Source organism: Pseudomonas sp. AM4(2022), from assembly GCF_036346515.1.
In the GTDB taxonomy this organism is placed as follows: domain Bacteria; phylum Pseudomonadota; class Gammaproteobacteria; order Pseudomonadales; family Pseudomonadaceae; genus Aquipseudomonas; species Aquipseudomonas paracarnis.
Genome location: NZ_JAOTNW010000008.1, coordinates 127680 through 154360, shown reverse-complemented (window position 1 = coordinate 154360; position 26681 = coordinate 127680). Strand labels below are relative to the sequence as shown.

Annotated in this window: 30 protein-coding genes, 1 tRNA gene and 1 pseudogene; 25 read left to right on the top strand and 7 right to left on the bottom strand. The window is 59.9% G+C overall.

Annotated elements, in window-relative coordinates:
* Position 1: 1 nt before the first annotated feature.
* Positions 2 to 208 (bottom strand): hypothetical protein, encoded by a 207-nt coding sequence (locus tag ODQ19_RS13310; RefSeq protein WP_330210272.1) that lies wholly within the window; start codon positions 206 to 208, stop codon positions 2 to 4.
* Between the two features lie 156 nt (positions 209 to 364).
* Here ODQ19_RS13310 and ODQ19_RS13305 point away from each other — a divergent pair, with 156 nt between their 5' ends.
* A complete protein-coding gene (locus ODQ19_RS13305; RefSeq protein ID WP_330210271.1) occupies positions 365 to 670 on the top strand; it encodes a hypothetical protein in 306 nt (101 codons plus the stop codon).
* 144 nt (positions 671 to 814) lie between these two features.
* Positions 815 to 1135, top strand: a complete 321-nt coding sequence (locus tag ODQ19_RS13300) for an I78 family peptidase inhibitor (RefSeq protein ID WP_003192494.1) — start codon at positions 815 to 817, stop codon at positions 1133 to 1135.
* A gap of 67 nt (positions 1136 to 1202) precedes the next feature.
* Here the strand turns inward: ODQ19_RS13300 and ODQ19_RS13295 are convergent, their stop codons facing one another.
* Both ODQ19_RS13295 and ODQ19_RS13290 read right to left on the bottom strand, forming a co-directional pair.
* Positions 1203 to 1415, bottom strand: coding sequence for a cold-shock protein (locus ODQ19_RS13295; protein WP_003192493.1), 213 nt, complete (start codon positions 1413 to 1415; stop codon positions 1203 to 1205).
* Positions 1416 to 1704: 289 nt separating this feature from the next.
* A complete protein-coding gene (locus tag ODQ19_RS13290) occupies positions 1705 to 2019 on the bottom strand; it encodes a hypothetical protein (protein ID WP_019820908.1) in 315 nt (104 codons plus the stop codon).
* Between the two features lie 364 nt (positions 2020 to 2383).
* Between ODQ19_RS13290 and thrS the strand changes: the two genes are divergently transcribed.
* From thrS to ODQ19_RS13245, 9 genes are all read left to right on the top strand, one after another.
* Positions 2384 to 4306: a threonine--tRNA ligase gene (gene thrS, locus ODQ19_RS13285; RefSeq protein ID WP_330210270.1), complete on the top strand. Its 1923-nt coding sequence runs from the start codon at positions 2384 to 2386 to the stop codon at positions 4304 to 4306.
* Positions 4306 to 4857, top strand: a complete 552-nt coding sequence (gene infC / locus ODQ19_RS13280; RefSeq protein WP_015884933.1) for a translation initiation factor IF-3 — start codon at positions 4306 to 4308, stop codon at positions 4855 to 4857. Before thrS ends, infC begins: the two co-directional genes overlap by 1 nt.
* A gap of 59 nt (positions 4858 to 4916) precedes the next feature.
* The gene (rpmI, locus tag ODQ19_RS13275; RefSeq protein ID WP_002553160.1) at positions 4917 to 5111 is read left to right on the top strand and encodes a 50S ribosomal protein L35; all 195 of its coding nucleotides are present in this window, start codon (positions 4917 to 4919) and stop codon (positions 5109 to 5111) included.
* Between the two features lie 29 nt (positions 5112 to 5140).
* Complete coding sequence (gene rplT, locus ODQ19_RS13270) at positions 5141 to 5497, top strand: 50S ribosomal protein L20 (protein WP_003192488.1); 357 nt, start codon at positions 5141 to 5143, stop codon at positions 5495 to 5497.
* 109 nt (positions 5498 to 5606) lie between these two features.
* A complete protein-coding gene (gene pheS / locus ODQ19_RS13265; protein ID WP_003192486.1) occupies positions 5607 to 6623 on the top strand; it encodes a phenylalanine--tRNA ligase subunit alpha in 1017 nt (338 codons plus the stop codon).
* Positions 6624 to 6649: 26 nt separating this feature from the next.
* Positions 6650 to 9028: a phenylalanine--tRNA ligase subunit beta gene (gene pheT / locus ODQ19_RS13260; protein WP_330210269.1), complete on the top strand. Its 2379-nt coding sequence runs from the start codon at positions 6650 to 6652 to the stop codon at positions 9026 to 9028.
* A 3-nt stretch (positions 9029 to 9031) separates the two neighbouring features.
* Positions 9032 to 9334 carry an integration host factor subunit alpha gene (gene ihfA / locus ODQ19_RS13255; RefSeq protein ID WP_002553164.1) on the top strand — a complete coding sequence of 101 codons (303 nt, stop codon included), beginning with the start codon at positions 9032 to 9034 and terminating at the stop codon, positions 9332 to 9334.
* Positions 9315 to 9671, top strand: a complete 357-nt coding sequence (locus tag ODQ19_RS13250) for a MerR family transcriptional regulator (protein ID WP_003174972.1) — start codon at positions 9315 to 9317, stop codon at positions 9669 to 9671. The genes ihfA and ODQ19_RS13250 overlap by 20 nt, the downstream gene beginning before the upstream one ends.
* A 90-nt stretch (positions 9672 to 9761) precedes the next feature.
* Positions 9762 to 9838, top strand: a tRNA-Pro gene (locus ODQ19_RS13245).
* Between the two features lie 642 nt (positions 9839 to 10480).
* On the opposite strand, the gene ODQ19_RS13240 is transcribed toward ODQ19_RS13245, so the two are convergent.
* Positions 10481 to 11977, bottom strand: a complete 1497-nt coding sequence (locus ODQ19_RS13240; RefSeq protein WP_330210268.1) for a trypsin-like serine peptidase — start codon at positions 11975 to 11977, stop codon at positions 10481 to 10483.
* Between the two features lie 249 nt (positions 11978 to 12226).
* Here ODQ19_RS13240 and ODQ19_RS13235 point away from each other — a divergent pair, with 249 nt between their 5' ends.
* From ODQ19_RS13235 to aqpZ, 3 genes are all read left to right on the top strand, one after another.
* On the top strand, positions 12227 to 12424 hold the full coding sequence (locus tag ODQ19_RS13235; RefSeq protein ID WP_032880294.1) for a hypothetical protein: 198 nt from the start codon (positions 12227 to 12229) through the stop codon (positions 12422 to 12424).
* Positions 12425 to 12553: 129 nt separating this feature from the next.
* Entirely contained in the window at positions 12554 to 12817 is a 264-nt protein-coding gene (locus ODQ19_RS13230; protein WP_078821836.1) for a hypothetical protein, read from the top strand.
* A gap of 332 nt (positions 12818 to 13149) precedes the next feature.
* Positions 13150 to 13842: an aquaporin Z gene (gene aqpZ / locus ODQ19_RS13225; RefSeq protein WP_330210267.1), complete on the top strand. Its 693-nt coding sequence runs from the start codon at positions 13150 to 13152 to the stop codon at positions 13840 to 13842.
* Between the two features lie 143 nt (positions 13843 to 13985).
* Here the strand turns inward: aqpZ and ODQ19_RS13220 are convergent.
* The 3 genes and pseudogenes from ODQ19_RS13220 to ODQ19_RS13210 form a co-directional block, all read right to left on the bottom strand.
* Positions 13986 to 14243, bottom strand: a pseudogene (locus ODQ19_RS13220) (aliphatic sulfonate ABC transporter substrate-binding protein); the annotation flags it as partial.
* Positions 14240 to 15571 (bottom strand): LLM class flavin-dependent oxidoreductase, encoded by a 1332-nt coding sequence (locus tag ODQ19_RS13215; RefSeq protein WP_330210266.1) that lies wholly within the window; start codon positions 15569 to 15571, stop codon positions 14240 to 14242. The gene ODQ19_RS13215 and the pseudogene ODQ19_RS13220, both read right to left, overlap by 4 nt.
* 1 nt (position 15572) lies before the next feature.
* On the bottom strand, positions 15573 to 17765 hold the full coding sequence (locus ODQ19_RS13210; RefSeq protein ID WP_330210265.1) for a TonB-dependent receptor: 2193 nt from the start codon (positions 17763 to 17765) through the stop codon (positions 15573 to 15575).
* 199 nt (positions 17766 to 17964) lie between these two features.
* Here ODQ19_RS13210 and ODQ19_RS13205 point away from each other — a divergent pair, with 199 nt between their 5' ends.
* From ODQ19_RS13205 to ODQ19_RS13155, 11 genes are all read left to right on the top strand, one after another.
* Positions 17965 to 19005, top strand: coding sequence for a LacI family DNA-binding transcriptional regulator (locus ODQ19_RS13205; RefSeq protein WP_330210264.1), 1041 nt, complete (start codon positions 17965 to 17967; stop codon positions 19003 to 19005).
* A gap of 256 nt (positions 19006 to 19261) precedes the next feature.
* Positions 19262 to 20929 (top strand): type II secretion system ATPase GspE, encoded by a 1668-nt coding sequence (gspE, locus tag ODQ19_RS13200; RefSeq protein ID WP_442962746.1) that lies wholly within the window; start codon positions 19262 to 19264, stop codon positions 20927 to 20929.
* A complete protein-coding gene (gene gspF / locus ODQ19_RS13195; RefSeq protein ID WP_330210263.1) occupies positions 20926 to 22122 on the top strand; it encodes a type II secretion system inner membrane protein GspF in 1197 nt (398 codons plus the stop codon). The genes gspE and gspF overlap by 4 nt, the downstream gene beginning before the upstream one ends.
* Before the next feature lie 20 nt (positions 22123 to 22142).
* A complete protein-coding gene (gene gspG, locus ODQ19_RS13190; RefSeq protein ID WP_019821138.1) occupies positions 22143 to 22553 on the top strand; it encodes a type II secretion system major pseudopilin GspG in 411 nt (136 codons plus the stop codon).
* Positions 22554 to 22560: 7 nt separating this feature from the next.
* Positions 22561 to 22986 carry a type II secretion system protein gene (locus ODQ19_RS13185; protein ID WP_330210262.1) on the top strand — a complete coding sequence of 142 codons (426 nt, stop codon included), beginning with the start codon at positions 22561 to 22563 and terminating at the stop codon, positions 22984 to 22986.
* Positions 22983 to 23315: a type II secretion system protein gene (locus ODQ19_RS13180; RefSeq protein ID WP_330210261.1), complete on the top strand. Its 333-nt coding sequence runs from the start codon at positions 22983 to 22985 to the stop codon at positions 23313 to 23315. The genes ODQ19_RS13185 and ODQ19_RS13180 overlap by 4 nt, the downstream gene beginning before the upstream one ends.
* Positions 23312 to 23920, top strand: coding sequence for a prepilin-type N-terminal cleavage/methylation domain-containing protein (locus ODQ19_RS13175; RefSeq protein WP_330210260.1), 609 nt, complete (start codon positions 23312 to 23314; stop codon positions 23918 to 23920). Before ODQ19_RS13180 ends, ODQ19_RS13175 begins: the two co-directional genes overlap by 4 nt.
* Positions 23917 to 24618 (top strand): type II secretion system minor pseudopilin GspK, encoded by a 702-nt coding sequence (locus ODQ19_RS13170; RefSeq protein ID WP_330210259.1) that lies wholly within the window; start codon positions 23917 to 23919, stop codon positions 24616 to 24618. The genes ODQ19_RS13175 and ODQ19_RS13170 overlap by 4 nt, the downstream gene beginning before the upstream one ends.
* Complete coding sequence (locus ODQ19_RS13165; RefSeq protein ID WP_330210258.1) at positions 24615 to 25607, top strand: PilN domain-containing protein; 993 nt, start codon at positions 24615 to 24617, stop codon at positions 25605 to 25607. The genes ODQ19_RS13170 and ODQ19_RS13165 overlap by 4 nt, the downstream gene beginning before the upstream one ends.
* A complete protein-coding gene (gene gspM / locus ODQ19_RS13160; RefSeq protein WP_330210257.1) occupies positions 25582 to 26184 on the top strand; it encodes a type II secretion system protein GspM in 603 nt (200 codons plus the stop codon). The genes ODQ19_RS13165 and gspM overlap by 26 nt, the downstream gene beginning before the upstream one ends.
* Positions 26181 to 26681 (top strand): general secretion pathway protein GspN, encoded by a 501-nt coding sequence (locus ODQ19_RS13155; protein ID WP_116668312.1) that lies wholly within the window; start codon positions 26181 to 26183, stop codon positions 26679 to 26681. Before gspM ends, ODQ19_RS13155 begins: the two co-directional genes overlap by 4 nt.

Here is a 26681-nt window from a genome sequence, read left to right as displayed (position 1 = left end):
TCTATTCGCGCTCTTGGGCGCCCTTGTAGTCGGCCGGGTATTTCTCGAATATCTGGCCGATGAACGCTTGCGCCGCCTGGGTGCCCAATTCCTTGACCAACAGGTCGATACCAATGATCGCCAGTTCTTCCGGGCTTCCGGGGCTGTAGGAGCTTTGCCCTTGGGGCCACTTGGCTTTGATGTCGGCTTGAAGCGTTACGGTGGTCATGGAAATCTCACGGGCTGAAAATGCGGGGTAGTGCACTGGAACGCCGTTCCAGAGGGGCGCAGTTAAGCATTTTGTACGGCATTTGGCACTGCTACTTAGGCATGAAGCAGCGGCTGTGCGACACTGTCGGCCTGTTAAATGGCCGGGAAACACCGCGTGCAAATCGATTTGAGCAACCCCGACAACCTGACGCTGGAGGCCGTGCGCCAATTGCTTGGCAGCGCCAGTGACGACGAACATACCCAGTTGCGGGTGAGCAAGGCAGGCGTTGCCTACATTTCTTCCGGCGTAGTCGGGGGGGTTGATATCGGTGGCCTGCTGTTTCGCCTGGAGACCTGGGCCAAGGGTTCCGGTTATGTCGGCCTCGTGGCGGCCAGTGATGAAGTGTGGGTCATGCAGATTTTTAACGCGCTGAAGCAGAATTGGCCTACAGCGACGTCAGACTATATCGATATCTACTAAGTGCGTTCATATCTAGTCACGATTGACAGGGCGCTTGCCAGCAGTGAGTCAGGCAGACTTGCCCACAAGCGGTTAACGTCTTGAAACCAATCGCTTTGACTGATGTCGCACGATCTCTGTCCACTTTTTATCATAGGAGGCTTCATGCCTTGGAAGCTCGCATCATTCGGTACTTTGTTGGCTGCGCTCGCGTTGGCAGGTTGCAGCACCCCGGGTGCCTCTGAGCCAGGCAAAGCTGCCACTGCGACCGATGCCGGTCATAGCCGCTGTGAGTCGAAGGCTGCAGAGTTCGCCATCGGCCAGAAGGCCTCGCCCCAGTTGCTGGAGCAAGCTCGCACGCGTGCCGGCGCGCAGAATGCACGTATTCTCAAGCCCAATGACATGATCACGCTGGAGTATCGCTCCGACCGCTTGAACCTGAACACCGACAACAATCTGGTGATCAACCGGGTTAACTGCGGCTGATACGGTTTTTGCATCACCCATAAAAAACCCCGTCACATGGACGGGGTTTTTTTAGCTCAGCGGAGAATTACTCGCCGCGAACCTGTGCAGCTTGCATACCCTTTTGGCCTTTCTCAGCCACGAAGGAAACGGTTTGGCCTTCTTTCAGGCTTTTGAAACCGTCGCTTTCGATAGCTTTGAAGTGTACGAACAAGTCGTCACCGCCACCTGTAGGAGTGATGAAGCCGAAGCCTTTTTCATCGTTGAACCATTTAACGGTGCCGGTTTGGCGATTAGACATGGTGTATCTCCAAGAAACATATATTTTCAGTAGTGCTGTGCTGCTCAGGCCAACTGGGCACACTGGGCTATCATAGTCGAAATGTTCGGCTTGGGAGCCCCCCCAAGGCACTGTTTGCTAATCAATCGCTTTGCGTTTGATTCATCATTCGGCTGAAAGCCCCGATTTACGGGGCTTTGCGACGAAATATCAGCTGTTAAAAAAAGCCATAAAACCTGCGTAATTTGTGTGAAATGGCAGTTTTCAGGCTGTTTTTCCAGCGAAATGGCCGTCGAATCGTCAGCCAATCTTACTTTTTCTTCACCACTTTGCAGGACGAAATAGCCGCGACCGCTTTGTTTTTAAGCTCCGGGCTGGCGTTCTGGTTGGTCATCAATTCCTTGATCTCGGCAGTGCTCAATTCGGCATTGATCTTGTCAGCGCCACATTCGCAATGGGCCTTGGCGGTCTTGACGTCCACGTTCTGGCTGGCGGCGGCACTGCAGTCGTTGACGAAGGCGTCACGGGCGCCGGCTGGCCAGTTGGAAGGGGCTGCAGCCTGCGCGCCGAGGGAAAGGAGGCTCAGGGTAGCGGCGACAGCGAGGGTAGAGGTAAAACGCATCATGGGATGCTCCTTTGGGTCGAGGACGAACGGCGATTCTCAGTGGCTTTGAGGCCCTGCGTACAGCTCAAGTTCACTTTCGCAGCTATAAAGCCATCAATTGCTCTTTACCCAACGCTTGGCCGACGCGATGACCGTTCATCTGTGCTAGCATCCTTGCCTGGCTATTTCCGGGCGCGCCATTTGCCGCCTTGCCAGGTCCTTTTTGTTCACTCCAGTCACTCTGGTTCGATTATCGGTTGGCCGAAAGGCTCCTGCCGCTGTAAGGCAGGCGTTCTTCATTGAACGGCCTGGTGTTGGATCTTGTACTGGCTCATCCCAACCCACGTGACCTTTGGTAGGGGTCACCACTAGGAGAGGAGGCGCCATGCCAACTATTACTCTTCCCGACGGCAGTCAACGTTCATTCGATCATCCGGTTTCCGTAGCCGAGGTCGCTGCATCCATCGGTGCTGGCCTGGCCAAGGCCACCGTGGCCGGCAAGGTCGACGGCAAGCTGGTTGACGCCAGCGACCTGATCACCAGCGACGCCAGCCTGCAAATCATCACGCCCAAGGACCAAGAGGGGCTGGAGATCATTCGCCACTCTTGCGCCCACCTGATTGGTCATGCGGTGAAGCAGTTGTATCCAACCGCCAAGATGGTGATCGGCCCGGTTATTGACGAAGGCTTCTATTACGACATCGCCTATGAGCGTCCTTTTACTCCGGACGACCTGGCGGCCATCGAGCAGCGCATGCACGCGCTGATTGAAAAAGATTACGACGTCATCAAGAAAGTCACCCCGCGTGCCGAAGTGATCGACGTGTTTACCGCGCGTGGTGAAGATTACAAGCTGCGCCTGGTGGAAGACATGCCGGACGAGCAGGCCATGGGCCTGTACTACCACGAAGAATACGTCGACATGTGCCGTGGCCCACACGTGCCGAACACGCGTTTCCTCAAGTCGTTCAAGCTGACCAAGCTGTCCGGTGCCTACTGGCGCGGTGATGCCAAGAACGAACAGCTGCAACGGATCTACGGCACGGCCTGGGCTGATAAGAAACAGCTGGCCGCCTACATCCAGCGCATCGAAGAAGCCGAAAAACGCGACCACCGCAAGATCGGCAAGCGCCTGAACCTGTTCCACCTTCAGGAAGAAGCGCCGGGCATGGTGTTCTGGCACCCGAATGGCTGGACCCTGTACCAGGTGCTTGAGCAGTACATGCGCAAGGTGCAGCGCGAAAACGGTTACCTGGAGATCAAGACTCCACAGGTGGTCGATCGCAGCCTGTGGGAGAAATCCGGGCACTGGGCCAACTACGCCGACAACATGTTCACCACCCAGTCGGAAAACCGCGACTACGCCATCAAGCCGATGAACTGCCCGTGCCACGTGCAGGTCTTTAATCAGGGCCTGAAGAGCTACCGCGAGTTGCCGATGCGCCTGGCCGAATTCGGTGCCTGCCACCGTAACGAGCCATCGGGTGCGCTGCACGGCATCATGCGCGTGCGCGGCTTCACCCAGGACGACGCCCACATCTTCTGCACCGAAGAGCAGATGCAGGCCGAGTCCGCAGCGTTCATCAAGCTGACCATGGACGTTTATCGCGATTTCGGCTTTACCGACGTCGAGATGAAGCTGTCCACTCGTCCGGAAAAGCGCGTCGGTTCCGACGAGCTGTGGGATCGCGCCGAAGCGGCACTGGCTGCTGCGCTCGACAGTGCGGGCCTTGCGTACGATCTGCAGCCGGGTGAGGGCGCCTTCTACGGTCCGAAGATCGAGTTCTCGCTCAAAGATTGCCTTGGCCGTGTCTGGCAGTGTGGTACCCTGCAGCTCGATTTTAACCTGCCGATCCGTCTGGGAGCCGAATACGTCTCCGAAGACAACAGCCGTAAACACCCGGTTATGCTGCACCGGGCGATCCTCGGTTCGTTCGAGCGGTTCGTCGGTATCCTGATCGAGCACTACGAGGGCGCGTTCCCTGCGTGGCTGGCTCCGACCCAGGCAGTGATCATGAATATCACTGATAAACAGGCAGATTTTGCCGCTGAAGTTGAAAAAACTCTCAACGAAAGCGGGTTTCGTGCCAAGTCCGACTTGAGAAATGAAAAGATCGGCTTTAAAATCCGCGAGCATACCTTGCTCAAGGTTCCCTATCTCTTGGTTATCGGAGATCGGGAAGTCGAGATGCAGACTGTCGCTGTGCGTACTCGTGAAGGTGCTGACCTGGGCTCGATGCCCGTCGCCCAGTTCGCTGAGTTCCTCGCGCAAGCGGTTTCCCGGCGTGGTCGCCCAGATTCGGAGTAATTATTATTAAGCGTGAAATGAGACAAGATAAACGAGCTGCACCGAAAGCCCCGATCAACGAGAATATCTCGGCACGCGAGGTTCGGTTAATTGGCGCTGATGGCGAGCAGATTGGCATCGTCTCGATTGATGAAGCGCTTCGTATTGCAGAAGAGTCCAAGCTGGACCTGGTGGAAATCTCCGCCGATGCAATCCCACCTGTTTGTCGGGTGATGGACTACGGCAAATCGATCTTCGAAAAGAAGAAGCAGGTTGCCGCAGCGAAGAAGAACCAGAAGCAGATTCAAGTAAAAGAAATCAAGTTTCGTCCAGGGACGGAGGAAGGGGATTACCAGGTAAAACTGCGCAACCTGGTACGTTTCCTGAGTGATGGGGACAGGGCCAAGGTATCCTTGCGATTCCGCGGCCGTGAGATGGCCCACCAGGAGCTGGGGATGGAACTCCTCAAGCGGGTTGAAGCTGACCTGCTCGAGTACGGTTCGGTCGAACAGCATCCTAAGATGGAAGGACGCCAGCTTATTATGGTCATCGCCCCGAAAAAGAAGAAGTAATCAACAGGGCACGGCAGGCCTTCTGATTATGTTTATCAACTGAATGCGGAGTACCGAACATGCCAAAGATGAAAACTAAAAGTGGTGCTGCTAAGCGGTTTCTGAAAACTGCTAACGGCATCAAGCACAAGCACGCTTTCAAGAGCCACATCCTGACCAAAATGTCGACCAAGCGTAAGCGTCAACTGCGCGGTAGCAGCTTGCTGCATCCGTCTGACGTGGCAAAAGTCGAGCGCATGCTGCGCCTTCGTTAATTTTGGTTCAAGAATAGAGGAAGTAACTCATGGCTCGTGTAAAGCGTGGCGTCATGGCCCGTAAGCGTCACAAAAAAATTCTGAAACTTGCTAAAGGCTACTACGGCGCGCGTTCACGCGTATTCCGTGTTGCCAAGCAAGCGGTAATCAAGGCAGGCCAATACGCCTACCGTGACCGTCGTCAGAAAAAACGTCAGTTCCGCGCTCTGTGGATCGCTCGTATCAACGCTGGTGCACGTGTTAACGGTCTGTCCTACAGCCGTTTCATCGCTGGCCTGAAAAAAGCGTCCATCGAAATCGACCGTAAGGTTCTGGCTGAACTGGCCGTGAACGAAAAAGCGGTGTTTGCTGCGATTGTCGAGAAAGCTAAAGCCTCCTTGGCTTAAGTACCCCCGACAGTCACCCTGGGCCACTCCTGTGGCCCAAGGTGGTAAACGTCATAAATAGGGGAAGAGCCTTCAAGCTCTTCCCCTATTTTGTATCTGGAGTCTGTACATGGAAAACCTGGACGCGCTCGTCGCCCAAGCCCTTGAGGCTGTGCAAAGCGCTGAAGATGTAAATGCCCTGGAGCAAATCCGGGTTCACTACCTTGGCAAGAAAGGTGAATTGACTCAGGTGATGAAGACCCTGGGAAATTTGCCCGCTGAAGAGCGTCCGCAAGTCGGTGCGCTGATCAACGTCGCCAAGGAGCGTGTCACAGAGGTTCTCAATGCGCGCAAGGCGTCGCTCGAGGAGGCCGATCTTGCGGCCAAGCTCGCCGCCGAGTCCATTGACGTGACCTTGCCTGGTCGTGGCCAGGCCTCGGGCGGTCTGCATCCGATCACCCGGACTCTGGAACGTATCGAACAGTTCTTCACCCACATCGGCTACGGCATTGCCGAAGGCCCTGAGGTCGAAGACGACTACCACAACTTCGAGGCGCTCAACATCCCAGGCCATCACCCGGCCCGGTCGATGCACGACACCTTCTATTTCAACGCCAACATGCTGCTGCGCACCCATACCTCGCCGGTACAGGTCCGCACCATGGAAGCGAACAAGCCGCCGATCCGCATTGTCTGCCCAGGCCGTGTGTACCGTAGCGACTCGGATATCACCCATTCGCCGATGTTCCACCAGGTCGAAGGCCTGCTGGTTGATCGCGATATCAATTTTGCCGACCTCAAAGGCACCATCGAAGAATTCCTGCGGGTGTTCTTCGAAAAAGAGTTGGCGGTGCGTTTCCGTCCCTCGTTCTTCCCGTTCACCGAGCCATCGGCTGAAGTCGACATGGAATGCGTGATGTGCAGCGGTAAAGGCTGCCGCGTTTGCAAGCAGACCGGCTGGCTGGAAGTGATGGGCTGCGGCATGGTTCACCCCAACGTGCTGCGCATGTCCGGGATCGACCCGGAAGAGTTCTCGGGCTTTGCCTTCGGCATGGGCGTTGAGCGTCTGGCCATGCTGCGTTACGGCGTGAACGACTTGCGTCTGTTCTTCGACAACGACTTGCGGTTCCTCGCGCAATTTCGCTAGTCGTAACGAATCTTTAGGAGAGCAGGATGAAATTCAGTGAACAATGGCTGCGTGGCTGGGTAAGCCCGCAGGTAGATCGCGACGGGCTGGTTGCTCGTCTGTCGATGGCCGGTCTTGAGGTCGATAGCGTTACGCCGGCCGCCGGTGTTTTCAGCGGCGTGGTGGTGGGCGAGGTGTTGAGCACCGAGCAGCACCCGGATGCCGATAAATTGCGTGTATGCCAGGTCAGCAACGGCACAGAAACCTTCCAGGTCGTGTGCGGAGCGCCCAACGTGCGCCCGGGCCTGAAGATCCCGTTTGCCATGATCGGTGCCCAACTGCCTGGCGACTTCAAGATCAAGAAGGCCAAGCTGCGTGGTGTCGAGTCCAACGGCATGTTGTGCTCTCAGGCTGAATTGCAGGTGGGCGAGGGCAATGATGGCCTGATGGAGCTGCCGGCCGACGCGCCTGTGGGTCAGGACATCCGGATTTACCTGGAACTGGAAGACGCCAGCATCGAGGTCGATCTGACCCCGAACCGCGGCGACTGCCTGTCCCTGGCCGGTCTGGCCCGTGAAGTGGGCGCGCTGTACAACGCTCCCGTCACCCGTCCTGCGGTTGCTGTTGTGCCGCCGGTGCATGACGAAGTTCGCTCCATCGAAGTGCTCGCGCCGAACGCCTGCCCACGTTACCTGGGGCGTGTGGTCCGTAACGTCGACCTGTCCAAGCCGACCCCGCTGTGGATGGTCGAGCGCCTGCGTCGCGCCGACGTGCGCAGCATCGACGCCGCCGTCGACATCACCAACTATGTGATGTTGGAGCTGGGTCAGCCGCTGCACGCCTTCGATCTCGCCGAAATCAACGGTGGCATCCGCGTGCGCATGGCCGAGGAAGGCGAAAAGCTGGTGCTGCTCGACGGTCAGGAAGTCAGCCTGCGTGCCGACACCCTGGTCATCGCCGACCACGCTCGCGCCCTGGCAATTGCCGGCGTGATGGGTGGCGAGCACAGCGGTGTATCCGCGACCACTCGTGACGTATTCCTTGAAAGCGCGTTCTTCGACCAGATCGCCATCGCAGGCAAGGCCCGCTCCTATGGCCTGCACACCGATGCTTCGCACCGCTATGAGCGTGGCGTGGACTGGAATCTCGCCCGTGAAGCCATGGAGCGCGCCACCGGCCTGCTGCTGGAAATCACCGGTGGCGAAGCCGGCCCGATCACCGAAACCGTCAACGAACAGTACCTGCCGTCGATTGCGCCGATCACCCTGCGTGCCAAAAGCGTTGAGCAGATGCTCGGGCTGGTCATTGAGCCGGCTGAAATCGAGCAACTGCTGTCCGCCCTCGGCCTGGGTATTTCCTCGAATGGGGAAGGGCAGTGGCAGGTTGCAGTACCTAGCCATCGCTTCGACATCAGCCTGGAAGTCGATCTGATCGAAGAGCTGGCACGTCTGTATGGCTATAACCGCCTGCCGGTTCGCTACCCGCAAGCGCGCCTCGCGCCGCAACCCAAAGCCGAAGCGCGCGCGCACCTGCCTGAACTGCGCCGCCTGCTGGTTGCTCGTGGTTACCAGGAAGCCGTGACGTATAGCTTCATCGATCCAAAACAGTTTGAGCTGTTCAACCCGGGTGTTGAGCCGCTGTTGTTGGCCAACCCGATCTCCAACGACATGGCCGCCATGCGTTCGTCGCTGTGGCCGGGCCTGGTGAAAGCGCTTTCCCACAACCTGAACCGCCAGCAAGACCGTGTGCGCCTGTTCGAAAGCGGCCTGCGTTTCGTCGGCCAACTCGATGGCTTGAAGCAAGAGCCAATGCTGGCGGGCGTCGTCTGCGGCAGCCGTCTGCCGGAAGGCTGGGCGCAAGGCCGTGAGGTCGTGGACTTCTTCGACGTCAAGGCTGACGTGGAAGCGGTGCTGGGCTTTGCCGGTGCGCTGGACGCCTTTACGTTCGTGCCGGGTAGCCATCCAGCCTTGCATCCAGGCCAGACTGCACGTATCGAGCGCGAAGGACGCTTGGTAGGTTTTGTCGGCGCCATTCACCCGGAACTGTCGAAAACCTTGGGGCTGGACCGTCCAGTCTTCGTGTTTGAGCTAGTCTTGGCTGAAGTTGCGTCGGGCAAAATGCCTAAATTCAGCGAGTTGTCGCGCTTCCCTGAAGTGCGTCGCGACCTGGCCCTGATTGCCGACCGTGAAGTCGCTGCCACTGCCGTTCTGGATGTAATCCGTGAAAATGCAGGGGAATGGCTGACAGACCTCAGGCTATTTGACGTCTATCAGGGTAAAGGCATTGATCCGCATAGAAAAAGCCTCGCAGTTGGCTTGACCTGGCAGCATCCATCGCGCACTCTTAATGACGATGAGGTGAATACCACGACGCAAAATATCCTCACCTCGCTCGAACAAAGGTTGAACGCCACGTTAAGGAAGTGACGTATGGGGGCTTTGACGAAAGCTGAGATGGCGGAACGTCTGTACGAAGAGTTGGGTCTGAACAAGCGCGAGGCCAAGGAATTGGTCGAACTGTTTTTTGAAGAGATCCGCCACGCTCTGGAAGACAACGAACAGGTCAAATTGTCCGGTTTCGGCAATTTTGACCTGCGAGACAAACGCCAGCGGCCTGGCCGCAATCCAAAAACGGGAGAAGAAATCCCGATCACGGCTCGCCGTGTGGTCACCTTTCGTCCAGGGCAGAAGTTGAAGGCCCGAGTTGAGGCTTATGCTGGAACCAAGTCATAACGACGAACTACCCGTCATCCCAGGCAAGCGCTACTTCACCATCGGTGAAGTCAGCGAGCTGTGTGCGGTAAAACCGCACGTGCTGCGCTATTGGGAGCAGGAGTTTCCTCAACTCAACCCCGTCAAACGCACCGGGAACCGTCGGTATTATCAGCGCCAGGACGTGCTGATGATCCGACAGATCCGCGCGTTGCTGTACGACCAGGGGTTCACCATCAGCGGCGCACGCCAGCGTATGTCCGGTGATGAAGCCAAAGACGACACCACCCAATACAAGCAACTGATCCGCCAGATGATCTCCGAACTGGAAGATGTGCTGGTGGTGCTGAAAAAATGATTCAAGCTTTAAAAATACTTCCACATTTCAAAAGCTTGCGGTATATTCCGGTTCGCTTCGTTAAGAAGCAAACCCAGTAACACGCCTAGTCGGGGCGTAGCGCAGTCCGGTAGCGCACTAGCATGGGGTGCTAGGGGTCGAGTGTTCGAATCACTCCGTCCCGACCATATTATTCAATGACTTAGCCCAATCTGAAAAGATTGGGCTTTTTCATGTCTGAAAAATACCCCCTACTAAACCCCCTACCGCGCCGTGGGGCTGTTATGGGCTCGAGAGCCTATTTCACCTCTGTGATCTGCAGGTGGGGCACAGCGAACATGCAATCGCTACTGCAATGCTGAGGGGCATGATTGCCCAGTGCTGCACGACACTCCCCTGAAATGACTGGCGTGACGTCGATAGGCGTTGTCGCGTGCATGTCGATAAGCCACTAGCATACCTGCCCTAATTGATCGTTGTACGAACCCGGCAGTAGAGTTTGAAGCGCAAGCCAATGTATTAACGATGGGAAGGGGAGTGAAGATGACTATAAAAAAGTACGTCTATATGACGGCTGCAGCCTGCCTGTTAGCGACCTCAAGTGCGCATGCGTCTTTCGCCACCAGTTGCCAGGATTCTCAGCCGTGGTACCACTTCAGCATGATTGAGGCGGCAACCTGTTTGCTCTCTGGTCAATGGTAATCGGGTCGCCCCCGCTGCGGTTCGGCGGGGGAGAGCCCAAGTGATCCCGCTCAAGCCGTGCCTTTCAGGCATTGCCCTCGATTGCGCTGACTTGACTCATCAACATTTGCTTAAAACATCTCCCTGCCTCACCTGGCCTGACGCTGCGAGCGAACCGTTGCGCCTGTGATCACGTCTGTGCGAATAGCCGACGGTTGCCCGGCGTTGTTGCGTGCATAACTGCATAACGTGACCGGCAGCTCTGCTATATCAAGGAATATGCCGTCAATGGCCAAGATGTAGCGATCGTCGTCAATATCTTCGCAGATGGTGCTGATCGCCGAGTTCACGCTGTAGTAATAATGCTGGCTAAAACCGTCCTGCTGGTTTTCCCAGGCGATGTGATAGCGGTGCTTGAGCTGCGGTGCCGGTGCCGGGTTGGTCAGGAATACCGAATGGGTGAATGCATTGCGCAGCAGCGCTTCGGTCAGCGGCTGTTCGGCCGTTTGCACCCCGAGTATGCATAACACATGCGGCCCCAGCACTGGGCCGATGGGTTGGTTGATGTAGGCTTCGTCAGAAGCGGCAGCGACTTGGTAGCCGTGTGTGCGTGCGCAATCGCTGATGTGATTCACGGCTTTGAATCGGTAGAACGGTTCCTGGATCGAGAACCTCAGGTTCCAAGTCGGACGGGTAATTTGGTCGGTGGCGTCACGTTTTAAATGCACATAGGACTTCAGGTTCCATGGCTCATCCAGCGTGATTTCAACCGCCTTGAGCTGGCAGGTTGGGGTGTCGTTACGGAAAACACCGTCTACAAAGCAGTAGTACAAGTCGTTGACGGGGTAGCTGTAGTTGAATTTGGCGGCTTCGCACGCCGAGTTGTTCTGGCAGCTATTGAGAATGTCTTTCTGAATGGCAGACGCGACCTTGCTGATGATGCTGGTGATTTCATTGGTGTTCCGGTCCAGCATCGGACTGCCGGAGCTGCCTGGGCGCAGACCGTTGCAGCGGTTGCGCAAGGCGCTGGGGAACACGCCGGGATGTTCGGCAAAACTGTTGAGGGTCGATTCCACGCAGGCGCTCATGCGTAGGCCCTTTTTCAGAAAGCCAGTCGGCGCTCCCACGTTGATCACCTCTCGATCCGATGTCTGACGCTGGGAGGCCAGCTTGAGTGGCATGATCGCCTTGGCCACCAGCACCGCCAGTGACGTATCCAGTTCGAGCACGGCCAGGTCAGTGCCCGCCATGCTGCTCCAATGCGCCGTCTTGACGGCGTAGGCGATACGCCGTTCGGGTGTGTCATGAAAGTAGTTGAAGGTCACGTCGGCGGTGAGCGCCTGGTGGACGCGCGCTGTACCGTAGCTGTAGAACACACAATGCCCGGCGGTCAGCACATAAGCCGGCCCGATGGCCTTACCTTGGCGATTGCGCGTGTCGAGCAGAACGGCATTGCAGGTCTGGCCTAAGGCGTTTTCCAGTGAACCGATGCCGGTCCATTGCGGATAACGGTGGTTTTTATTTTCAAGGGCCACAGACGGTGACTGCTCGGTAAGGCCCTCGGCCAGATCCCTGGCATGGCTGGGCCAGACAGTGCTGAGCAACAGGAAATAAAGGAAGATGCAGGCGGTGTGAGGAAGTGCCATAAGGGGCCTCGACAAGGAAGTCATTGATTGGCTGAAACTACTCAATCAGGCCAAGGCGGATGACATACAGGGCTACTGCGTGAGCCCTTGGCGGGATCCTCAGTCGCCGTTATGGCTGCTGGTGCTGGCGTCCTTACGCCAAACACCGTCTCGGGGATTTTCCGTTCGTCCAAAGTTCGGCACTCCCTGTTACACGCCTGCTCCAATGGTTAAGTGCGTATTTGTCGCGCTTTAGAGCGGAGAGACAGCTTGGAAATCAACGAGAACGCCCCAGGCAATATTTCACAGCAGGCAGTAACGCGTGGAACGGACAATGAGGCTGGTCATGATCCAAAGCGCGATGAGGATCATATCCCGCTGCCACCGGACGACGAGGCGCCCCTCGAGGAAGATATGTCGGACGTGGACGCTGCCGATTCAGTAGCCAGTGAGCATCCTGACAACTGAGCATCAATGGACCCGGCCAAGCGTCGGGTTTTCATTTAAATGTCAGCGCAAGATAATTACGTTATTGTCGGCGTGATGCACTTTTCCGAAAGGCCGAGAAGTTAAAGCAACCCAACTGCGGAGACGGATATGCGTGCCGAAGATGTTCTTGCCGACGACACAAACGAAGCAACATTTGAGGGAGTGACCGTACGTAAAGGGACGGTGGGTGCCTTTTTGGCAAACGTACGAGTTTGGAGTAACCCAGGCGCGAGCATGGATGATCAACTGCTAGCTGAGCGAGAAATTATTCAATCTCTGCCCGCTCTTAAGGCGATCGGGCTCCTCGACGTGTTTGAGCCTAAGGATTCCCGATTGCGTGAGTTGATCGCCAAGGCGGGCGCGCTACGGTGAGGGTATCCAGAGGGGGGCCACGCTGAGCAGCAAGAGGCCGGCTTTGCCTTGATGCGCCACGGTTGTTGCTGATTATGGCTTTCACAAGGTCCGCCTGTATGGGGGCCAGGCGTCGAGTGTTCGAATCCCTGCGTCCCGCTCTATTTCTGATCAAGCCCAACCTGAATAGGTTGGGCTTTTTCATGCCGGGAATAAATGTCTTCCCGCGTGAACAATCTTCACCGCGAATCACACCTGCTCATTAGTTACGCGCTAAGGAAATTTCCCACATCCAATGCCCGTACCCTGTTGTTAGTCTCCAACTCTTTGACCTGACTTCAAGGAGTTTCCTGATGATAAAACGTCTCGCCGCCGAGTTCTTCGGCACGTTCTGGCTGGTACTGGGCGGTTGCGGCAGTGCCGTGTTGGCGGCCGCATTCCCTGAGTTGGGCATTGGTTTTGCCGGTGTGGCATTGGCATTTGGCTTGACGGTATTAACCATGGCCTACGCGGTCGGGCATATTTCCGGTGGGCATTTCAATCCGGCGGTCACCTTGGGTTTGCTCGCCGCTGGGCGTATTGACGGCAAGGATGTGGTGCCCTACATCCTCACTCAGGTTCTGGGCGCGATTGCGGCGGCCGGCGTGCTGTACCTGATCGCCAGCGGCAAGGCCGGATTCGATGTGACTGCGGGGTTTGCCACCAATGGTTATGGCGAGCATTCACCCGGGGGCTTCTCGCTGCTTTCGGTAGTGGTCACCGAGTTTGTACTCACGGCGTTTTTCCTGTTGATCATCCTGGGCGTCACCGACAAAAAGGCGTCTGCCGGTTTTGCGCCGCTGGCCATCGGTTTTGCCCTGGTCTTGATTCACCTGATCAGTATTCCCGTGAGCAATACATCGGTTAACCCGGCGCGCAGTACTGGTGTGGCGTTGTTCCAGGGCGATTGGGCGATGGCTCAGTTGTGGGTGTTCTGGGTGGTGCCTTTGCTGGGTGGGCTGTTTGGCGGCCTCGTGCACCGTTTGGTGTTGGCGACGAAACCGTAGACAGTTTCACACTTCAGATCTCAACGGGCTTCGGGTCGCCATATCACCTTGCGCACCTCAATGGCCTTGGGCAGCAAGCGGTTCTGATAAAACAGATCCGCCGTGGCCTGTTGTGCGCCAATGATGCTGTCGTCAATCGGCAGCACTGGGCTATCGTTGCGTACCAGCAACGTTTCGGCGCTGGGCTTGGGCGGTTCGGCGCCGACGTTCAGCGCTTCAAGCATCTGCGGGCCGGCGGGGAATTCAATCCATTTCACCTCGGTTTGTGGGAAGCGTTTTTCCAGCAGGCCATGCTCCTTGGCGAGCACCAGGGCGATGGAGCCTTTCTGGTAGTCGATGCGCAAGGTTGATGGATTGGCCGCCCAGGCGGTCTGGGTCAGCAGCAGGGTGGGGATTTTCAGGCTCGGGTCTCCTTGAAGCGGTTGACCGGGCGCGCCAGGCCGAGGTTTTCGCGCAGTGTGGTGCCGCTGTATTCGCGCCGAAACAAGCCACGCCGCTGTAACTCGGGAACGACCAGGCGAGCAAAGTCCTCCAGCCCGCCCGGCAGGTGTGGCACCAGAATATTGAAGCCATCCGCCGCGCCTTCTTCGAACCAGCGCTGCAGCTCATCGGCGATCTGCACAGGCGTGCCGATCAGGCTGTAATGACCGCGTCCACCGGCAATGCGTCGGCCCAGTTGCGCCAGTGTCAGCTGTTCGCGCTGGGCCAGTTCGCTCAGCAGTTGCTGGCGGCTGCGTTGACCGCTGTCGGTCAAGGGTAGCTCGGGCAGCGCCCCATCCAGCGGGTAGCCGGACAGGTCGAAATTACCCAACATGCGCCCCAGCAACGCCACGCCTACCTCGGGTTCGACCAATGCTTGGAATCTTTCAAATTTCGCCTGGGCGCAGGCTTCGGTTTCCCCGACCACCACGAACACGCCCGGCATGATTTTCAGCGAATCGGCCTTGCGCCCGTATTGGCCCAGGCGCCCCTTGAGGTCGCGGTAAAACGCTTGGGCGTCGGCCAGCGAAGTCTGCGCGGTAAACACTACCTCGGCAGTCTGTGCCGCCAGTTCCCGCCCGGTGTGCGAAGAACCGGCCTGGACGATCACCGGCTGGCCCTGGGGCGAGCGCGCCACGTTCAGGGGGCCTTTGACCTGGAAATGCTCGCCCACGTGATCCAGTACATGGCGTTTATGCGGGTCGTAATAGCGGCCGCTGGCTTTGTCGCGCACGAAAGCATCGTCGTCCCAGCTGTCCCATAAACCCGTCACCACCTGGTGAAACTCCCGCGCGCGGCTGTAGCGTTCGGCGTGCCCCAGGTGCTCGTCGCGGCCGAAATTCAGTGCCTCGGCGGCGTTGTCCGAGGTCACCAGGTTCCAGCCCGCACGGCCACCGGACAGGTGATCCAGCGAAGCAAATTTGCGCGCCACATGGTAGGGCTCGTTGTAGCTGGTGGTAGCGGTCGCGATCAGGCCGATATGCTCGGTCACCGCACTGAGCGCCGAGAGCAGGGTGAGCGGCTCGAAATGATCCGAGCGCGCCATCTGGCTGGCGATCTCACCGGTGGCGGCGGCAATGCTGTCGGCCACGAACAGCGCGTCGAACCTGGCCGCTTCTGCTACCTGCGCCAAGTGCTTGTAGTGGGCGAAATCCAGCCCGGCATTCGCCGGTACATCGGGGTGGCGCCAGGCGGCCACGTGGTGCCCCGTAGCCATCAGGAATGCGCCAAGTTTGAGTTGACGGCTCATGCTAGAAATCCTTGCGCAGTTGCACGCCGAAGTAACGCTCATCGTCACGAGGCACGGCGCGGTAGATGTAGTTGCCGCCGCTGGCCAGCAGCGGTGAGTAGGATTTGTCGGCGAGGTTCTTCGCCAACAGCGCCACGCGCCAGCCATTGGTGTAGTCGGCCAGGGCCACGCTGGCGTTCCAGATGCCGTAGGCGCCTTGCTTGGTGTCCAGGTTCTGGCTGATGTCGTACTGCACTTCGCTCTGCCAGCTGTAGTCAGTGCCCAGTTCGATATCCAGGCCGTTATCCAGAGGGATGCTGTAGTCGGCGCGCACGTAGCTTTTCCAGTCCGGGCTGAACGGCAATGGCTTGCCATTGACGTTGCAGGTTGCTGCTGCGCCTGGCGGGCACGCGAACTGATCGATGCGCGCTCGGGTATAGGCCAGGGCACCGGAGAGCTTGAGTTGCTGGGTGGCTTGCAGGGCGTAATCGAGCTCGACGCCTTCGGTGCTGACGCTGCCGGCGTTGATCAGGCGCGTCACGACTTGGCCGGCGACGGTGTCGAAAAAGTTGGCCTGGTAGTTGTCGTAGTCACTGTGGAACACCGCCAGGTTGGTGGTCAGGCGGTTGTTCCAGGCAGTGGCCTTGATTCCGGCTTCCCAGGTATTGGAGGTCTCTGGCTTGAGCGCGTCGGTGTCGCGCGGCTGCATGTTGAAGAACACGTTATAGGCCGGGCCTTTGTAGCCACGCGAGTAGGTGAGGTAGCTGGTGATGTTGTCGCTGATGTCGTACTGCACACCCAGCCGACCGGACCAACCATCCTCGTCTACCGAACCTGAACTCGACGTCGCCGGTTGAATGCCGCTGACGGTAGTGGCAGAGGTGGACACGCGGCGATGGTCATACTTCAAGTCGTCATGGGTGTAACGCAACCCGGCGATGCCACGAAAACGCGAGGTGAAGTTGAGCGTGGTCTCGCCGAACGCCGCGTAGCTGTCGCTGGTGGTGCTGTAGTCGGCAATGCCTCGATCGACCCGCGTCGTGGTGGTGAGGGTGCGCTGATAGGTTTCCTCATCCTTGCCATGCATGTAGAACAGGCCACCGACGTATTCAAGGAACTCACCTTTTGGCGAGGCCAGGCGCAGCTCCTGGGAGTACTGGTCGAACGCCAGGTCGCCTTTGTCGGCGGTGCCGGGGAACACGGCGGTGACCGTGCCTAGGCGGTCGCCATCCTGATATTGAGTGTTGTCCCAACCGCGCCAGGCGGTGATCGAGGTGAGGGTGTAGTCGCCGAGGTTCCAGTCCAACTGCGCCGATAAACCCTTGTTGGTGTCTTCCACATGGCTGCGGGTATCGGTGTTGATATCGCGGTTGTCACTTGAGGCGCGTACCGGTCTCAAGGCATTGCTGAACGCCGGGCTCAGGGATTTGCTGACCACGCCATTGGGCGCGTCATCGTGGGATTGCATGTAGTCGGCGATCAGGGTCAGTTTCACGTCATCGTTGGGCGTGAATTCCAGCTTGCCGCGAATGCCCTTGTGGTTGTAACCGTTGACCTCCTGGCCGTTGTGGCGGTTATCGACGTTACCGTCGTAGCTGCCGAACAAAGTGCTGATCGAGCCCTTGAGCACCTCCGGCACCAGGCTGCCGCCGATGCCAAAGCGCGTGCGGCTTTCATTGCCGCTGTAGAACGACTGGTCGATAAAACCGTGGGTTTGGGCAGTCGGCGCCTTACTGGTGATATTCAGCACACCGGCCGACGCGTTCTTGCCGAACAGCGTGCCTTGCGGGCCACGCAGCACCTCGATGCGCTCCAAGTCCAACAGGTCGAGCGTGGCCTGGCCGGGGCGCGCATAGACCACCCCATCGATCACCGTAGCCACCGTTGGCTCAACGCCCGGCGAGGTTGAAATGGTACCCACGCCGCGCACGAACAATGACGTGTCCTTGTTCGAAGCGCCGGTGCGAAAGTTCAGCGACGGTACTTGCTGCGCGATGCTCGCCACCCCGTTGCGATTGTCACGCTCCAGTTGCTCTCCATCGAGCACCGAGACGGCCACCGGGACTTTTTGCAGCGATTCTTCGCGGCGGGTGGCGGTGACTGTCACGGATTGGAGCGTGGGTTCCTGCTCGTCAGCCGCAACAGCGCCGCAGACGGGCAAGGCGCAGAGGCCTGCCAGAAGCCACAAATGGGTGTGCCGTGGAAAGTTATGCATGCTGTGCCCGCTCGAAAAAATACCCTGGTCCGCTGCGGTTCTGCGACCGTCAGCGCCTGTGAAAATGTCTTGGGCATTCGCTCGAGCGAGTAGCAGACAATGCGCTGTGTTAGCGCTAACATCGGCATTATTGAAGGCGTCGGTTTAGAGCGTCAAATACTAAAAAATTAGTTTTATATTCCTTTTTTGAGGTTTTGCTGTGGATGAACACAAACCGCGTAAGCGCCGGGGCGCCGGCCGCGTCACCCTGAACACCGTGGCGTGCCAAGCCGGGGTGTCGGCCATTACGGTGTCGCGTTACTTCAACCAACCTGAACAGGTTTCACCCGAGCGCCGTGAACGTATCGCCCAGGTGGTCGCGCAGTTGGGGTATGTGCCGAACCTGGTGGCCGGTGGGTTGGCCTCCGCGCGCGGCAAAATCGTTGCGATGGTGACTCCGAATATCTCGGGGCCGATTTTTGCCAATACGCTGCAGGGGTTCAGCGACACCCTCAGTCGTCACGGCTACCAGCTGTTGCTGGCCTCCAGCTATTTCAGCATCGAGCAGGAGGAAAGCGCGGTGCGTGCCTTTCTCGGCTGGTCGCCGGCAGCGCTAGTGCTGACCAGCCGCTTTCACAGCCCTGGCACCGAGAAGATGATCGCCGAGGCAGATATACCGATCGTCGAAACCTGGGACTACGTGCCTGAACGCGCGCCGTTGCAAGTAGGTTTTTCTCATTATGAAGTGGGCGTCACCGCCGCGCGCTACTTGCATGGCAAGGGCTATCGGCGCATCGCCTTCGTACAAAACAGTGCAGTGGGCGACTTCAGCGCATTGGAGCGGCGCGATGGGTTTACCGCGACGCTCTGCGAGTTGGGTGTGCAGCCCTGGGTCTTTGTGCCGGACGCCGACCGCGCGCCCTTTGAAGCGGGCAAGCAGGCCATGGACGCGCTGATGGGGCAGGCGATCACGCCCGACGCAATTTTCTTCGCCAATGACAACCTCGCCGCCGGCGGTTTGCTGGCCGGTCAACGCGCCGGGCTGAACATCCCCCAGGACTGCGCCGTATTGGGTTTTGGCGACTACCCGTTTGCCCACATGTTGCTGCCCAGCCTCAGCACCCTCCAGCCACCCGCGTTGGAGATCGGTGTACTCGCTGCCACACGCGTCCTGCAAAGTCTGGGCGTATTAGCCACCGATGAGGAAGTTAAGCGCTTGAATCTTTTGCACTGTCAGTTAATTGAACGAGAGAGCACCTGAACAACCTTCAATATGGCTAATTGCAACTAGTGGCTATTGGCTGCTAACGCTCTAAATCAGTGCATTTGGCAATGTTTTGTATTTAATTACCCCTTCATCCGGAACTAGGGCTATAACTTCCAGTCGATACACCCGGCTAACGCCTGCCTGGGCTATGGCGAACTAATGGCATTGTTCGGTAGTTCTAAATAGCCATACTTTTCGCAACGTTAGATATTCCTCAATGATGTCGTCAGCGCCCATCGATGCTTGCAAGATGCAGATCCCGCACACCGACCAGGTGTGCGCGTGGCTGATGCAAAACGCCGGGCTCAAAACCGCCGATCTGGAACGCGCCCAGCGTTTATCCACTGAGCCTGGTGACCTGCTCGGTTTACTCACGCGCCTGGGCCTGGTGTCCGAAGTCGAACTGGCCCGCGCCTGGGCGGATTTGCTGAATGCGCCACTGCTGCTGGCCGACGCGGCGCCGCCGTTGCTCGACCCGCTTCCGGTGCTCACCGAGCGCTTTATGCGTCATTACCAGGTCGTGCCGATGGGTTGGCATCAGGGCGGGTTGCGCGTAATGGCCGCCAACCCGGCGCAGTGGTATCCGTTCCAGGCCCTGGCGTATGCCTGCGAGGTGCCGGTCTGGCTGGCCATCGGTTCGCGTAATGAAGTCGACACGCTGATCGAGCGCTATTACGGCCAGGGCCGTTCCGCCATGGGCAGCCTGATCGAAAACCTCGATGAGCAGGGCGGCGCCCTTGAAGACATCGAACACCTCAAGGATATGGCTTCCGAAGCGCCAGTGATTCGCCTGGTCAATCTGATCCTGCAGCGTGCGGTGGAACAGCGCGCTTCGGATATCCATATCGAACCCTTCGAAAACCAACTCAAGGTGCGCTACCGCATCGACGGCGTGCTGCACGACGCCGAAGCACCGCCTGCCAGTTCGTCGGCGGCGGTGATCTCGCGGGTGAAGATCATGGCGCGCCTGGACATTGCCGAACGGCGCCTGCCTCAGGACGGGCGCATCATGCTGCGCATCCAGGGCAAGGCGTTGGACCTGCGGGTGTCCACGGTACCCACCAGCTTTGGCGAGTCAGTGGTGATGCGCCTGTTAGACCGGCAAACCGTGCAATTCGATTTCCCCAGCCTGGGCTTCGATGGCCCGCGCCTGGCGGCCTTCCAGGATCTATTGACGCGGCCCCACGGCATCCTGTTGGTCACCGGGCCCACGGGCTCGGGCAAAACCACCACGCTCTATACCGCGTTGTCGCAGCTCAACACCGCAGAACGCAAGATCATCACCGTGGAAGACCCGGTGGAATACCAGCTTGAAGGGATTAACCAGATCCAGGTCAAGCCGGCCATCGGCCTGGACTTTGCCGGAGCGCTGCGCGCCATCGTGCGCCAGGACCCGGACGTGATCATGATCGGCGAAATCCGCGACCTGGAAACCTGCCGCATTGCCGTCCAATCCTCACTCACTGGCCATCTGGTCCTCTCGACCCTGCACACCAACAGTGCTGCGGCGAGTATCACGCGCTTGCTGGACATGGGCGTGGAAAGCTACCTGATTGCCTCCACGGTCAGCGGTATTCTCGCCCAGCGCCTGGTGCGGCGCCTGGACCCGGCCACGCGAGTAGCCTTCCAGGCCCCAGCGGAATTGATCAAGGAGCATGGCCTGGATCGCCTGACCGAGCAGCGTCCAATCCTGCTTTACCGCGGCGATTATCACGGCCGCAGCGCCCTCACTGAATTGTTGGTGATGAACGATGAGTTGCGTGGCTTGCTGATGGGCCACGCCGACGCCGCCAGCCTCGAACACGCCGCCCGCCGCGCCGGTTTGCGCACCTTGTATGAAGACGGTTTGCGCCAGGCCCTGGCCGGTGTCACCTCCCTGGAAGAAGTACTGCGCGTCACCCGTGGAGATGACGTGTGAGCCTGTTCAAGTTCCGCGCCCTGGACAGCCAGGGCGTGGCCCAGAGCGGTACGTTGCAGGCCATTGACCAGGCGGCCGCTGTCGCCGTCTTGCATCAGCGCGGGTGGTTGCTGCTGCACATCGAAACGGCCAGCGGCCCCTTGTTGCGCCAGGCACGCGGGCAGTTGAAGGGCGTAGCGCTGGTGAGTTTCACCCAGCAATTGGCCACGCTACTGGGCGCCGGCCAGCCCCTCGAACGCGCTTTAAACCTGTTGCTCAAGCAAGCCCGTCATCCCCAGGTGCGGGCCTTGATCGAGCGCATTCGCGATCAGGTCAAGGCCGGCAAACCGCTCTCGGCTGCGCTGGAGGAGGAGGGCGGCACGTTTTCCCCGCTGTACCTGAGCATGGTGCGCGCCGGTGAAGCCGGCGGGGCGCTGGAAGGCACCCTGCGCCAGCTCAGCGACTATCTGGAACGCAGCCAGTTGCTGCGCGGCGAGGTGATCAATGCGCTGATCTACCCGGCGTTCCTGGTGGTGGGTGTACTGGGTTCCCTGGCGCTGTTGCTGGCCTATGTCGTGCCGCAATTCGTGCCGATTTTTCAGGACCTGGGTGTACCGATTCCACTGATTACCCAGGTGATCCTGGGGCTTGGCGAGTTCCTCGGCGCTTATGGCCTGGTGCTGCTGGCCGGGTTGGTGATTAGTGGATTGATCCTGGCAGCGCGCGTGCGCGACCCCCTCCGCCGTGAGCGTTACGACCGTCACCTGCTGGGCATCCGCGTGATCGGCCCGCTGTTGCAACGGGTGCAAGCCGCCCGCCTGGCCCGCACCCTCGGTACGTTGCTCAGCAATGGCGTGGCGCTGTTGCCCGCGTTGGTGATCGCCAGGCAGGTCTGCAGCAACCGTGCGCTCCAGGCGCAAGTGGCGCTGGCCGCGCAACGGGTCAAGGGCGGCGGCACCCTGGCCGATGCGTTCGGCCGCCAGCCGCTGCTACCCGAGCTGGCGCTGCACATGATTGAAGTCGGTGAACAGGCCGGCGAACTGGACAGCATGCTGCTCAAGGTCGCCGACATCTTCGACGTCGAGGCCAAGCGCGCTATCGAACGCTTGCTCGCGGCAATGGTGCCGACCCTGACCGTGGTCATGGCGGTGCTGGTGGCGGTGATCATGCTCGCGATCATGCTGCCGCTGATGAGCCTCACCAGCCATATATGAATTTTCAAGGAGCAGAACCGATGAAAACCCGACACCGCCAAGGCGGCTTCACCCTTTTGGAAATGCTGGCGGTGATCGTGCTGCTGGGCATAGTCGCGACCATTGTGGTGCGCCAGGTCGGTGGCAATGTGGACAAGGGCAAGTACGGCGCGGGCAAGGCGCAACTGGCCAGTTTGAGCATGAAGATCGACAGCTACGCCCTGGACGTGGGGGCGCCGCCCAACAACCTGCAACAGCTGCTCGACAAGCCGGCCAGTGCTTCCAACTGGGCCGGCCCCTACGCCAAGCCTTCGGAGCTGAAAGACCCGTTCGGCCACGGGTTCGGCTATCGCTTCCCCGGTGAGCATGGCGCCTTCGACCTGATCTTCTACGGCCAGGACGGCCAACCCGGCGGCGAGGGCTACAGTGCCGACCTGGGCAACTGGGAATAACCCGCCCGTGGCCCAGCGAGGCTTTACCCTGCTGGAGATGCTGGTGGTCATTCTATTGATCGGCATTGCGGCGGGGTTGTTGGGGCTGGGTGTACGGCAAGGGCTACAGGTGGCGAAGGAGCGTCGGGTGGTCGCGCAGATGGTCGAGGCGCTGCGCGCCACGCGGGCGAGCGCGATCATCAGCGGCCAGGCGACGCACACTCGGTTTGACCTCCAGGGCCGCACGTTCCAGGCTCCAGGGCGCGCGTCACAGCAGTGGCCGGCGCAGGTGCAGGTGACCTTGCACGGTGCCGAACAGGCTGGGTCCGCCGTGGTGTTCTATCCCGACGGCAGTTCGACCGGCGGTAACCTGCTGCTGGCCAACGGCAGCCGGCGTTGGCGCATCGACATTGGCTGGCTTACCGGCAGTGTGCAGTCCAAGGCGCTGCCATGAAGCACCAGGCCGGTTTCACCTTGCTGGAAATGCTCGCCGCCCTGACGTTGATGGCGGTGTGCAGCAGCGTGTTGCTGGTTGCCTTCGGCCAGAGCGCGCGCGCCTTGTCCCAGGTGGCCCACAGCGACCGCCTCAGCCATGCCGCGCTCACGGTGCTGGACCAGGAAGCCGCCGGCCCGCTGACGGAGGGAACCCGCCAAGGCGAACTCGATGGTATCCATTGGCAACTGACCAGTACCCGCCAACAGCCGCACCTGTTTCGTCTCGACCTGAACGTGCGTGAAGGCGCGCATCAGGCGCACTTCAGCACCTTGAAGGTGCGCCTGTGAAGCGCCCTGAGCAGGGCTTCACGTTGCTGGAGGTGCTCGTGGTGCTCAGCTTGCTGTCGGTATTGTTGCTGCTGGTGAGCGCAGCGTTGCTGGGGGCCAATCGGGCGGTGGCCAAGGCCCAGGCCTACACCGTCAGCCTGGATGAAATACGCGCCGCCCAACAGTTTTTGCGCACCTCGATCAGCGAGGCGCTGCCGCTAAAGCTCACTGACGATGACAGCCAGGCCGAAGGTTTTTTTATCGGCACGCCTGAGCGTCTGCAGTTTGTGGCGACCTTGCCCGGTGTATTGGGCGGGGGTATCCAGCGCTTTACCCTGCAACGGGTCGGGCAGGATCTGCAGGTGGCTTTTTCGCAGAGGGACTCCCACGCCAACGCGCAGCGCGATGAGCCGCAGGTGCTTTTGCATGACGTCAAGGCGCTGCAGTTCAGCTATCGCGGTGTCTCGCCACTGGGCCAGCCCACCGACTGGTTGAGCTCGTGGCCCTGGCCCCGGCGCCTGCCCACAGCGGTGCGCATCGACGCCTCCGTCGACGGGCCGGTGCCATGGGTCGCCCAGGTGGTTGCGCTGCGCCTGAACCTGTCCAGCCCGAGCAGCGAAGAATGAAGTGCCAACGTGGTGCGGCCCTGTTGCTGGTGCTGTGGGTGCTGGCCCTGCTCAGCGTATTGCTGGGTGGTCTGGCCGGGTGGGTGCAACTGCAAAGTCGCCAGGCGCTGTGGCTGCGCCAGCACACCCAGACGCTGTTGGCCGCCCAGGCCGGTATCGCACAGGTCATGGCGCAAGGGCAGTGGGTGGCGGACGGGCGTTCTATTGCGCTGACCTTCGACGACGCCAGCTTACAGGTCAGTCTGCGCAGTGAGCGCGGCAAGCTGTACCTGGTCAACGCTGCCCCCCAAGACCTTACACGTCTGGCCCTGGCCTGCGGCGCTACACCGGTTCAGGCCCGGCAGTTGGCCAAGGCCCTTGAGACGCGGCGCCATCAGGGCCTGGCGCCGTTTCGGGTGCTGGAGGAAGTGCGTCAACTCCCCGGCATGACCCAGGCGCTCTACAGCCAACTACTGCCGCAAATCACCTTGTGGAGCGACCTCGACCGGCCCGCTCCGGCATTCGCCAGCCCCCTGATGCGCAAGGCGTTGAACCTGCCAAGTCAGAACGCCGAGGGCGCCGACCCCGGCCAGGTCGTGGAAATCGACAGCCGTGCCGAGCGCCCCGGCGGCTATCAGGCACGCTTGCGACTGACCCTTTTATTGAGCCCTGCGGAGGACAGCGCACAGCCCTATCGGGTGGTGCGGTGGCAAGAATGATTCAACTCGAACCGATTGCCCGCTATTGGCGCGGCAGCCTGCTGCAACAAGGCTGGCGCCTGTGGCTCACGGAGTTACGCGGCTGTGTGCCGAAGTGGCTGGCGTTCCAGGACCCGCCTGAGCAGGTTCATCACTGGCCGCTGACGGCACCGGTGGTCCCAGGCAATGCGCGCCAGGTGCTGATGCTTGCCCCCGACGCCGTGTTGCAGCAAAGGGTGCAACTGCCTCTGGCCGCCGCACGCAACCTCGTGGAGGTGGTTGGCTATGAACTGGACCGCTACACCCCGTTCAACGCCGAGCAGCTCTACTTCGTCGCCCGTCAGGAGCGGCGCACACCCAGCCACCTGGAGGTGAGGGTGGTGGCGATCCTGCGCGAGCGCCTTGACCAGGTCCTTACTGACTGCGCCGCCCTCGGCCTGTACCCGCACCGCGTGGATGTGGCGGGCCTGGGTATCGACCTGCTGCCCGCGCCGTTGCGCCCGCGTTCGCGTTCTGCCGGCAAGCAATTGCAGCGCAGCCTGCCGTGGTTGTGCGGCGCGTTGCTGATCGCGGCGATGCTGTTGTGGCTCAACGATCGCCAGCGGGTACTCGACAGCATGCACGCCACTGTTCAACAGCAAAAAGCCGAGGTCGCCCAGGTGCACGCCCTGCGCCAGCAACTGCTCAACACCCGTGGTGCGGCGCAGTACCTGTCCCAGCGCAAACGGGCACAACCCCCCCTGGCCGGGCTGCTGAATGACTTGACCAGCTGCCTGCCCGCCGACACCTGGCTCGACCAATTGGACGTCAAGGACGGCGAGGTGAGCTTTTCCGGCCAGAGTGCCAAGGCCAGTGGCTTGATCAGCCGCATCAAAGGCTGCCAGCGCTTGGACAACGCACAGTTCGAAGGGGTGATCCAACCCGACGCACGCACCGGCAAGGACCAGTTTGCCTTGCGTGCCCACTTACGCCAGGAGGCCGCCGATGCGCCGACCCCTCACACCCCGTGAACGCCGCGGCGCCGCCTTGTTGACCCTGGCTTTGGTGCTTGGCACGGCCTATTGGCTGTTGATCGACAGCTGGTTCGCCGGGCCGCTGCGGGCAATGGGTGAACAGGCCGAACAGTTGCGTGAACAACAGCAGCGCTATGCCAGCGTCATACGCCAGGGCGATGCCTTGCGCGAACAGCTGGCGCAAGCACAGCAAGACCCGGCCAGCAGCGCCAGCCTGTTGCCGGGGGACGACCCGGACGTGGTCGCCGCCGACCTGATGCAGCGTCTCGCCGACCTGATCAACAGCCACGCCAACCTCGGCGGCGGCTGCAACCTGACCCAGCGCAAGCCGATCACGCCCGAACAGGACGACAGCGAGCCCTATCGCCAGGTCAAGGTCAGCCTCACGCTCAATTGCGCCATCGAACCGCTGACCGCGATCCTGCATGGGCTGGAATATCAGCCGCCTTTTCTGTTCGTCGATGAACTGCATATTCGTCGCGACAAACAGGCGCCAGCCAGTGGCGGGGCAGGCAAGCTGGCGGTGCAACTCCTGGTGCGCGGCTACCTGCAACCGGCGCGGGTGGCACCATGATCGGCCCCTTGCGTCCTCTTGAATGGGGCTGGCTCGGCGTGGCCGGGCTCTTGGGGGTGTTGATGGCGATGATCCTCAGCAGCATCGGCGATGCTCCGCGGTGGTTACCCGATGCGCCGGTGCACGCGCCACCCTCGTTCCAGGTGCAGGCCGCTCCCACGCCGGCGTTGCAAGACCTTGCCGGCACCTGGCAAGCGCCGCTGTTCAGCCCGGATCGCCGCCCGGACCGGGAGGTGGGCAAAACCCAGGTGGCGAGCCTGGCCAACCTGACCCTCAGCGGCATCATGATCACCGGCAACCTGCAAATGGCCATGCTCAAGCAAACCGGTGGCCCAACGCTTACGGTGCGCTTGGGCCAGGCGTTGCCCAACGGCTGGCGCCTGGAACACCTGACCCCGCAATACGCCCGTTTTGCCCTGGACGGGCGCACCCAGACCCTGAGCCTCTACGGTAAGCGGTTACCTTTGATCTCACATCCCCGCGAGTCTCTCCCTTGA